Origin of the sequence: Paraburkholderia sp. EG286B (genome assembly GCF_040965655.1) — a bacterium.
In the GTDB taxonomy this organism is placed as follows: domain Bacteria; phylum Pseudomonadota; class Gammaproteobacteria; order Burkholderiales; family Burkholderiaceae; genus Paraburkholderia.
On sequence record NZ_JBFRCF010000264.1, the window covers coordinates 1 to 255 of the forward strand.

Here is a 255-nt window from a genome sequence, read left to right on the forward strand (position 1 = left end):
TGACCCTTCAGCATCCAGTCTTCACGCGCTGGCCAGCGCAACACCCCGACCGGCTCCAGCTCTTTTCACTGCCGACTCCCAACGGCGTGAAGGTCAGCATCATGCTGGAGGAGACGGGCCTGGCGTATGAGGCCCATCGTATCGACATCCTGGCGAACGAAAACCAGGAACCTGCTTTCGTTTCTCTCAACCCGAACGGCAAGATTCCGGCGATCTTCGATCCAGACGGTCCCGGGAACCGCCCGATCGCATTGT

1 protein-coding gene is annotated in these 255 nt (G+C 60.0%); it reads left to right on the plus strand.

What is annotated here, in order from left to right; translation table 11 throughout:
• The coding region (locus AB4Y42_RS44685) for a glutathione S-transferase N-terminal domain-containing protein (protein ID WP_368697952.1) at positions 1–255 on the plus strand (255 nt) is incomplete at both ends.